Annotated in this window: 10 protein-coding genes; 8 read left to right on the plus strand and 2 right to left on the minus strand. The window is 67.6% G+C overall.

The window, feature by feature from the left end; genetic code table 11:
* A partial coding sequence (locus Q0082_RS13565) for a caspase family protein (protein ID WP_298193523.1) occupies positions 1-341 on the minus strand: 341 nt, incomplete at its 3' end.
* Between the two features lie 12 nt (positions 342-353).
* Entirely contained in the window at positions 354-725 is a 372-nt protein-coding gene (locus Q0082_RS13570; protein ID WP_021691180.1) for a TIR domain-containing protein, read from the minus strand.
* Positions 726-940: 215 nt separating this feature from the next.
* On the opposite strand from Q0082_RS13570, the gene Q0082_RS13575 reads away from it, so the two are divergent.
* The 8 genes from Q0082_RS13575 to Q0082_RS13610 all read left to right on the plus strand — a co-directional run bounded on the left by Q0082_RS13575 (position 941) and on the right by Q0082_RS13610 (position 7,967).
* The gene (locus Q0082_RS13575) at positions 941-1,207 is read left to right on the plus strand and encodes a helix-turn-helix domain-containing protein (RefSeq protein ID WP_021691181.1); all 267 of its coding nucleotides are present in this window, start codon (positions 941-943) and stop codon (positions 1,205-1,207) included.
* Complete coding sequence (locus Q0082_RS13580) at positions 1,204-1,710, plus strand: DUF2840 domain-containing protein (RefSeq protein WP_021691182.1); 507 nt, start codon at positions 1,204-1,206, stop codon at positions 1,708-1,710. The genes Q0082_RS13575 and Q0082_RS13580 overlap by 4 nt, the downstream gene beginning before the upstream one ends.
* Positions 1,707-2,252, plus strand: a complete 546-nt coding sequence (locus Q0082_RS13585) for a S26 family signal peptidase (RefSeq protein ID WP_021691183.1) — start codon at positions 1,707-1,709, stop codon at positions 2,250-2,252. Before Q0082_RS13580 ends, Q0082_RS13585 begins: the two co-directional genes overlap by 4 nt.
* 36 nt (positions 2,253-2,288) lie before the next feature.
* Positions 2,289-2,624 carry a DUF736 domain-containing protein gene (locus Q0082_RS13590; protein ID WP_021691184.1) on the plus strand — a complete coding sequence of 112 codons (336 nt, stop codon included), beginning with the start codon at positions 2,289-2,291 and terminating at the stop codon, positions 2,622-2,624.
* A gap of 187 nt (positions 2,625-2,811) precedes the next feature.
* Complete coding sequence (locus tag Q0082_RS13595; protein WP_021691185.1) at positions 2,812-3,540, plus strand: lytic transglycosylase domain-containing protein; 729 nt, start codon at positions 2,812-2,814, stop codon at positions 3,538-3,540.
* 238 nt (positions 3,541-3,778) lie between these two features.
* Positions 3,779-5,536 (plus strand): DUF3363 domain-containing protein, encoded by a 1,758-nt coding sequence (locus Q0082_RS13600; protein ID WP_021691186.1) that lies wholly within the window; start codon positions 3,779-3,781, stop codon positions 5,534-5,536.
* Between the two features lie 19 nt (positions 5,537-5,555).
* Positions 5,556-7,529 (plus strand): conjugal transfer protein TraG, encoded by a 1,974-nt coding sequence (locus Q0082_RS13605; protein ID WP_021691187.1) that lies wholly within the window; start codon positions 5,556-5,558, stop codon positions 7,527-7,529.
* Between the two features lie 9 nt (positions 7,530-7,538).
* Positions 7,539-7,967, plus strand: a complete 429-nt coding sequence (locus tag Q0082_RS13610; protein ID WP_021691188.1) for a CopG family transcriptional regulator — start codon at positions 7,539-7,541, stop codon at positions 7,965-7,967.
* Positions 7,968-8,169 lie beyond the last annotated feature (202 nt).

Below are 8,169 nucleotides of genomic sequence, written 5' to 3' on the forward strand. Positions count from 1 at the left end.
AGAGTCATCAACTCGGAGAGCGAGAGACCATCGTCGCCAGACTTGCATTCCGTGCCACACAGAAAACCGCCAGTATCTTCAATGTAGCCATGACCGGCAAAATAGAAGAGCGCGATTTCCGAATCGTCAGCAAATAGTTCTCTAACCGCGTCCTTGAGCCGCCCCTTTTCGACTCGATCCGTCGCGCTGGTTCCAGTCAGCAACATCGGCGTGGCGAAATTGACAGTGCCGTCGGCATGCCGTTCGAGCACGCTTTTCACCGAGTGAGCGTCATTTACGCAACCACTCAGGCCGCCAATGTGGTCGTAGTGGTCGATACCGACAATGAGAGCCTTACGCACAAATGCACCTCATCAAAGCGAGTCGATGAAGCCGCTGATATTCGTGTCGCTCCAGACGTACGTGGTCACGCCCGCCAGACTGGTCCGGTCATTGGAGTAGGCGTAGATGCCTCGAATAGGCTTACCCTCTTCCTGAGCGCACTGAATCTCCCATTTTTGGCCGCTCGAAGTCAGCGAGTTTTTGCTTACGAGGACGATCACACCGTCTGAACGACGGATGCGAGTGCGCACCTTCGTCTTCCAATCATTGTCGTAAGCCTGCTTCACCGACATGTCGATGAACTCATACGGAGCGCGGGGATGAAGCGACTGCCCCTTCAAGAAATCCCGCTGGCGTTCGTCTTCGATTGCGAACGCGATGAACACCACTTTCTTGTCAGCCATCTCTGCCCCCAAGTGATTCTGGATAAGCCAGTAAACCTGTGATTGCATATAGCGGCTGGGACGCAAGGAAGACATAGTTCATTCCGCTTCCGGCTGAGGCCGATCGCCCTCGCGGGGTGGTCGCGTCCGTGCAGCCGCACATCTTCATACCCCACCCGGCCGCCTCAGTTCTGACAATTACGCCTCCTGCCGCCACCGCCCGCAGGAGCAGTCACTTGTCCGATACGCCTCCCAATCTGCCGCCCCGCTTCCTGCGCACGCCGGAAGCCGCGCGGTTTCTCGGCCTCTCCGGCCGGACCCTCGAAAAGCACCGCTATTTCGGGACCGGCCCTGCCTACCGCCGGATCGGCGGGCGGGTGGTCTATTCGGTCGATGACCTGCGCGCCTGGGCCGACATCGGCATCAAGCACTCGACCTCCGATCCGGGGCAGGACGACCTCATGCCGCGTGCGGATTCGGCCATCGCTCGGAGCCGGCGATGACCGTCCCACCGTCGCCCATGCGCCACCGCCAGCCGTCCGATGACGGCATGACCCGCGTTGAACTGACCTGGATCGAGAAGCGGATCGAGCACTGGATCAGGTTCGGCCGCGTCGCGGTGGACGAAATCGTTGATCGCCGCCGCCGCATCGTCCAGTTCCGTCCCGGCGCGATCTTCGCGTTCGTCCGATGGGCGGCGAACGACTACGGCACGGTCAGCTCGCGCATTGACATCGTGCGCGCGGTCGGCGCGAACGAGCCGTTCACGACGCTCCCGTTCGTGCGGCCGGGCGGCGACATCCTGCTCAAGATCGAAGGCTGGCCCAAGGTCAGCCAAGTGCTCGCCGCGATCGACGCTACCGAGGCGGCCGGCGTCGATCCATGCGACGCCGCGCCCGATCACTGGCGGCATGTCGCCAACCGGATCGCGGCCGGACAGCAGCCGCGCCCCTACACGATTGAGCGTCATCGCGCCTGGCTTAAGCGCCGGGAGATCGAAGGATGACGCGCCGTGGATGGGCCATTGCGACAGCATCCGCCGCGTCGCTGTTCGCCGCGTCGTTCCTCGCCGTGGCGGTGTTCGACCCGTTCCCGCGCGTCGTCTGGAACGCCAGCGCCAGCGCGCCGATCGGACTATACCGGATCGAGCCGCTGCCCGATCCGCCGCACGGTGCATTGGTCGCCGTGAAGCCGCCACCAGCGCTGGCGCGATGGCTGGCGGAGCGCGGCTATCTCGGCGAGCGTGTGCCGCTGTTGAAGCATGTCGCGGCGCGGCCGGGACAGATCGTGTGCCGCATCGACGCGGTGGTAAGCGTCGATGGGCGGCCCGTCGTCGTCGCCCAGCAGCGTGACGGCCGGGGCCGCACGCTGCCGGTCTGGCAAGGCTGCCGCACGCTGCGCGCCGGTGAGCTGCTGATGCTCAACCCCGACCACGCCGACAGCATGGACGGCCGCTATTTCGGGCCGCTGCCGGCCTCGACGGTGCTCGGCCGCGCCACGCCGATCCTCACCCGCAACACGCCCGACGCGCCGCTCACCTGGCGCTGACCCGCTTTCCCGCCCGCCAACCCAAAGGAGATTCCCATGCAGATCGGCAGCTTCTTCCGCACCGCCAAAGGCTACGAAGGCATCATCGAGACGGCGACGCTCGACATCCGTATCTCGATCGTTCCGGCCGAGCAGAGCGACGCCGACAAGGCGCCGGACTGGCGCGTCCATCGCGGCGATGACGGCGAAGGCCCGGAGATCGGCGCCGGCTGGAATGAGACCGGCGAACGCGCCGGGGATTACGTCTCGCTGCGCATCGACGACCCCGCCTTCGCGCAGCCGCTTCGCGCCGCGCTGTTCCAGAGCACCGCCGACAAGTCGGCTTGGTCGCTGCGCTGGAACCGTCAGCCGAAGTCGCGCGAGCAGGATTGATCCGGTGCGCTTCCCCATAATCCCTTTGTTCGCGGGAAAACCGTCTCATCCCTCCGTCCCGCTCGGTCGCAGGCCGGCCGGCGCGCGCAGCGAAGGTCAAGGGCGGCCAAAGGCCGGCGCTCCGCGCGCACCCTTGAGCGTAGCGAGCACGCTGGCAGGCTGGCGGCGGAGTGGAGTGGGATCGGCAGTGGCGCCTGCCGTCATGCTGCTGTCCGGCGGCGTCGCGTCTGTCCCGGCGGTGGCGCAGGAAGTGCCGGCGGCGCGATCGGCGGCCGTCCATCCCTATGCCGGTCATGTCGCCGGGGCCGCGCGGCGGTTCGGCATCCCGGAAGCGTGGATATGGGCGGTGATGCGCGTCGAGAGCGGCGGCAATGCCCGCGCCGTATCGCGCGCCGGGGCGATGGGCTTGATGCAGATCATGCCCGCGACCTGGGCGGGGCTTCGCACCCGCTACGGCCTCGGCTCCGATCCGTTCGACGTGCGCGATAACATCATGGCGGGCGCGGCCTATCTGCGCGAGATGCACGACCGCTACGGCAACGCCAGCGCTATGCTGGCGGCCTATAATGCGGGACCGGGCCGCTACGACGACTTCGTGTCGCGCGGCCGTCCGCTGCCGCCCGAGACGGTCGGCTATCTGGCCCAGCTCGCGCCGATCACGGGCGCATCGAGCGCGGTGGAGGCGGCGACCACTGCTACGCCTGATCCGTTCGCATGGCGTCGTGCAGCGCTGTTCGTCCGCACCGCTAGCGCCGCTTCGGAAGCTGTCGTCGGGCAGTCGGACGGAGAAGAAGCCGCGTCCGAGCTGCCAACCGACCGGCCGACATCTGGCGGCGTTCGCGCTGCCGATCCGTCCGCCAATGAGCCGCGCGAAACGCTGTTCGTGTCCCGCGCCCGCGCGGGCCGACCGCAATGATCGGCCTGTCGCCCCCCTCATCCGTCCGAAGCAGTAAGGGGGCTGGGGAGGAGGAAAACGGCAGGGACAGACGAGGGCAAGATATAAGCCGCACCCCGTGTCGTCGAAAAGCCAAGGCTTTTCCGTGGCTTCACGCGGGGGCGTCGGTCGGCACGCGTGCCGCGCGGAAGGAAAAAGGCAGCAATATCAATGCGCCGAACGGCACCAAGGGCCGTTTTCGGCGGAAAGCGCCCCGGCCGTGAGCGAGGACAGCGAGTTCTGCGTCCGGCCGGGCAAGGCCAAGCGTAGCAAGGCGCAGGGGCGCAATGCGCGCGGTCTGGTGGCTGAGGTGCTGCGCGTCGCGGCGATCCACAGCAGCGGCAGGCGCACCGGGGGCGGGCCGCGCCGTGGCGGCCAGTCGAGTTTCGGCCGGGGCCGCACGGCGTTCGCGCGCAGTCGCCTGTTCGGCTCGGGCCGGCGAGTGATGGTCAAGATGCTGCCCGTCACCACGCGCAGTCGAGGCGGGCGGCGCATGGCGCCGCTGTCCGCGCACGTCGCCTATCTAAAGCGCGAGGGCGTGACCCGCGATGGCTCGCCGACCCGGATGTTCGACGCGGCCGGCGACAACGCAGACGATCGCGCCTTCACTGACCGTTGCAAGGACGATCGTCATCACTTCCGCATCATTGTATCGCCAGAGGATGCGGCCGAGCTGACGGACCTGCGCGAATACACGCGCGACCTCATGCGCCAAATGGAGACGGACCTGGGCACGCGGCTCGATTGGGTCGCGGTCGATCATTGGAACACCGACAATCCGCACGTCCATCTGCTTGTGCGCGGGCAGACCGACCAGGGTGCCGATCTCGTCATCTCCCGCGACTACATCAGCCACAATCTCCGGTCGCGCGCGCAAGACTTGGCTTTCGCCGAGCTGGGGCCGAAACCCGAACATGAGGTGCAGCGCGCGCTCGACCGCGAGGTGACGGCAGAACGCTGGACCCGGCTCGATGCCGAGATCCAGCGTTCTGCCGACGAGCTGGGCGTGATCGACCTGCGCGCCGAGCGGCCCGGCCCGGACGATCCGCGCCTCCGCCGGTTGATGGTCGGCAGGTTGCAGCATCTGGAAACGATGGGCCTCACTGCCGAGGGCGAGCCCGGCCAATGGGCCGTCGCCGAGGGCGCGCAGGCGAAGCTCCGCGAGTTGGGCGCGCGCGGCGACATCATCCGCACGATCGGCGCGGCGCTCAAGGACCGCGGGCAGGACCGGTCGCTCGACAGCTACGCGGTCCTCAGCGGCGCGCCCGACAAGCCGATCGCCGGCCGGTTGATCGACAAGGGGTTGCACGACGAGCTGACCGGCACGGCCTATGCGGTGATCGACGGCACAGACGGCCGCACGCATCATGTTCGGCTCCCCGGCATCGAGGCGCTAGAGCATAGCCCGGCGATCGGCGGTATCGTCGAGCTGCGCGCAATCGGCAAGCCCGGTGAGCCGAAACCGACCCTGATCCTTGCCACGCGGTCGGACCTCGACCTCACCGCGCAGATCAAGGCGCCCGGCGCGACGTGGCTCGACCATCGGCTGATCGAGCGCGGCGCGAGCGTCGCGGACAGAGGGTTCGGCGCCGAGGCGCGCCGCGCGATGGACGCGCGCACCGATCATCTTGTCCGCGAAGGACTGGCGCGCCGCTACGGCGAGCGGACCGTGTTCGAGCGCGGACTGATCGACACGCTGCGCCGCCGCGAGCTGGACGCCGTTGGCGCGAAGATCGCCAGCGAAACCGGGCTGGCCTATCGGCCGACGCAGGCCGGCGAGAAGATCGCCGGTGTCGTGCGGCAGCGTCTCGTGCTCGCCTCCGGCCGCTTCGCCATGATCGACGACGGTCTCGGCTTCCGCCTCGTGCCCTGGGCCAGCGCCCTCGAACAGCAGCTTGGCCGACAAGTCGCGGGCGTGATCCGCGATGGCGGCGGCCTCGACCTCGCGCTGGGCCGCAAACGCGGCCTCGGTCTGTAACCCCGAAAAGGAGTCCTCAATGTCCGCCACCAAGATTCTTTGGGGCCAGGTCTTCGCCGTCTTCCTGATCGTGCTCGCCGGGGTGTGGGGTGCGACGCAGTGGACGGCCGCCGCGCTCGCCTATCAGCCCGAGCTGGGGCCGCCCTGGTTCGCTGCGTTCGGCTGGCGCGTCTATCCGCCCCCGGCCTTCTTCTGGTGGTGGTTCTCGTTCGACGCCTATGCGCCCGCGATCTTCCAGACCGGCGCCTTCATCGCCGCGTCGGGCGGCTTCGTGTCGATCGCGGTCGCGATCGGCATGTCGGTGTGGCGGGCGCGCGAATTAAAGAACGCCGAGACCTATGGCTCGGCTCGCTGGGCGACCGAGCGGGAGGTGCGCGCAGCCGGGTTGCTAGGGCCGAACGGCGTGGTGCTTGGCAAGCTCGCCGCCGATTATCTGCGCCACGACGGTCCCGAGCATGTGCTGTGCTTCGCGCCCACGCGCAGCGGCAAGGGCGTCGGCCTTGTCGTGCCGTCACTGCTGACCTGGCCGGCCTCGGCGATCGTGCATGACATTAAGGGGGAGAACTGGACGCTGACCGCCGGCTTTCGATCGCGCCACGGCCGGGTGCTGCTGTTCGATCCGACCAACGCGGCGTCCGCTGCCTACAACCCGCTGCTGGAGGTGCGGCGCGGCCAGTGGGAGGTGCGCGACGTGCAGAATGTCGCCGACGTGCTGGTCGATCCCGAAGGCAGCCTCGAGCGTCGGAACCACTGGGAGAAGACCTCGCACTCGCTGCTGGTCGGCGCGATCCTCCATGTCCTCTATGCCGAGCCGGACAAGACCTTGGCGGGCGTCGCCGGGTTCCTGTCCGATCCCGGTCGCACGATCGAGCAGACTCTGGCCGCGATGATGGCGACGCCGCACCTGGGCAAAGCCGGCGTGCATCCTGTCGTTGCTTCCGCCGCGCGCGAGCTGCTGAACAAGTCCGACAACGAGCGATCGGGCGTGCTCAGCACGGCGATGTCGTTCCTTGGCCTGTATCGCGATCCCGTCGTCGCGCAGGTCACGCGCGCTTGCCAATGGCGCATATCGGATCTGGTCGAGGGCGATCGGCCGGCAACGCTCTATCTGGTCGTGCCGCCCAGCGACATATCCCGCACCAAGCCGCTGATCCGCCTCATCCTCAACCAGATCGGGCGCCGGCTGACCGAGGAGCTGACCCCGAAGGGCAACCGGCATCGGGTGTTGCTGATGCTCGACGAGTTTCCCGCGCTCGGCCGGCTCGACTTCTTCGAATCCGCCCTGGCGTTCATGGCCGGCTATGGACTCAAGGCGTTCCTCATCGCGCAGTCTCTCAACCAGATCGAAAAGGCTTACGGCCCGAACAACGCGATCCTCGACAACTGCCATGTCCGCGTGAGCTTCGCCACGAACGACGAGCGGACCGCCAAGCGTGTGTCGGACGCCCTCGGCACCGCGACCGAGATGCGGGCGATGAAGAACTATGCCGGGCACCGGCTGTCGCCGTGGCTGGGGCACTTGATGGTGTCGCGGTCGGAGACCGCCCGCCAGCTCCTCACGCCGGGTGAGGTGATGCAGCTCCCGCCCGACGACGAGATCGTGATGGTGGCGGGCGTCCACCCGATCCGCGCGAAGAAGGCGCGCTACTATCAGGACCGGCGGCTGTCCGAGCGGATCATGGCGGCGCCGGCGTCCGTGGCTGCCACGATCCGTCCCGACGATTGGACCGGGCGGCAGGCGGCCGCCGATCCAAAGCAGGTCGCGCGGATTGTCCGCGATGCGGAAGACGCGGCCAATGCCGGTCTGCGCCGGGAGCCCGAACTGCCCGAGCATGTCGCCATCGCGCCCGAAACGGCAGCACCGCCAGCCCAGGAGTTCGCCATCGTCGATGACGAACGGGACGACGCGGCGCGGCAGGCGGCCGTGCGGCGCCGGATGCAGGGACTTGCGCGGCAAGCGTCGCTCGACCCCGGCGACGGCATCGAGCTGTAGGAGGCGATCATGCGGACCCGGCTCAACGTCTATTTCCCGCCCGCGCTCGCCAAACAGGTTGACGAGCTGGCGATCCGGCGACGCATATCACGCTCGGCGATCGTGGAGGCGGCGGTGGCGTCCTACCTGTCGCCGGACGGCACCGACCGGATGGAGGCGGCGTTCGCGCGCCGGCTCGATCGCCTGTCGCGGCAGGTGCAGCGGCTGGAGCGCAATACCGGACTGAGCACCGAGGCACTGAGCCTGTTCGTCCGTTTCTGGCTGTCCGTGACCCCGCCGCTGCCCGACGAAGATCAGGCAGCGGCGCAGGTCAAAGGTCGTAAACGCTACGAGGGTTTTATCGAGACGCTTGGTCGGCGCTTCGCCAGCGGCAAGACCCTCATGGACGAAATACCGGAGGATGTCTGGCCGCGGTCAACATCGCCCGAGTCGGAGTAGCAGAAGCGCGCCGACCTTGATGTAGTCTGCAAGAGACTTCGCCTCCGGCACCGTATCTACCGCCCCCTCTACTACGCCGATAACTAGCTGTTGCGACGCGAGCATTGCTGCGTCTCTTGATGTGCCCCTGACGCCGGGCGGCGGTTCGCCCGGCCCAATCGAGGGGCCAGTCGTTGACCGTCCAGCCAATCCGATCCGAGGC

This window comes from Novosphingobium sp., from assembly GCF_027489515.1.
GTDB lineage: Bacteria > Pseudomonadota > Alphaproteobacteria > Sphingomonadales > Sphingomonadaceae > Novosphingobium.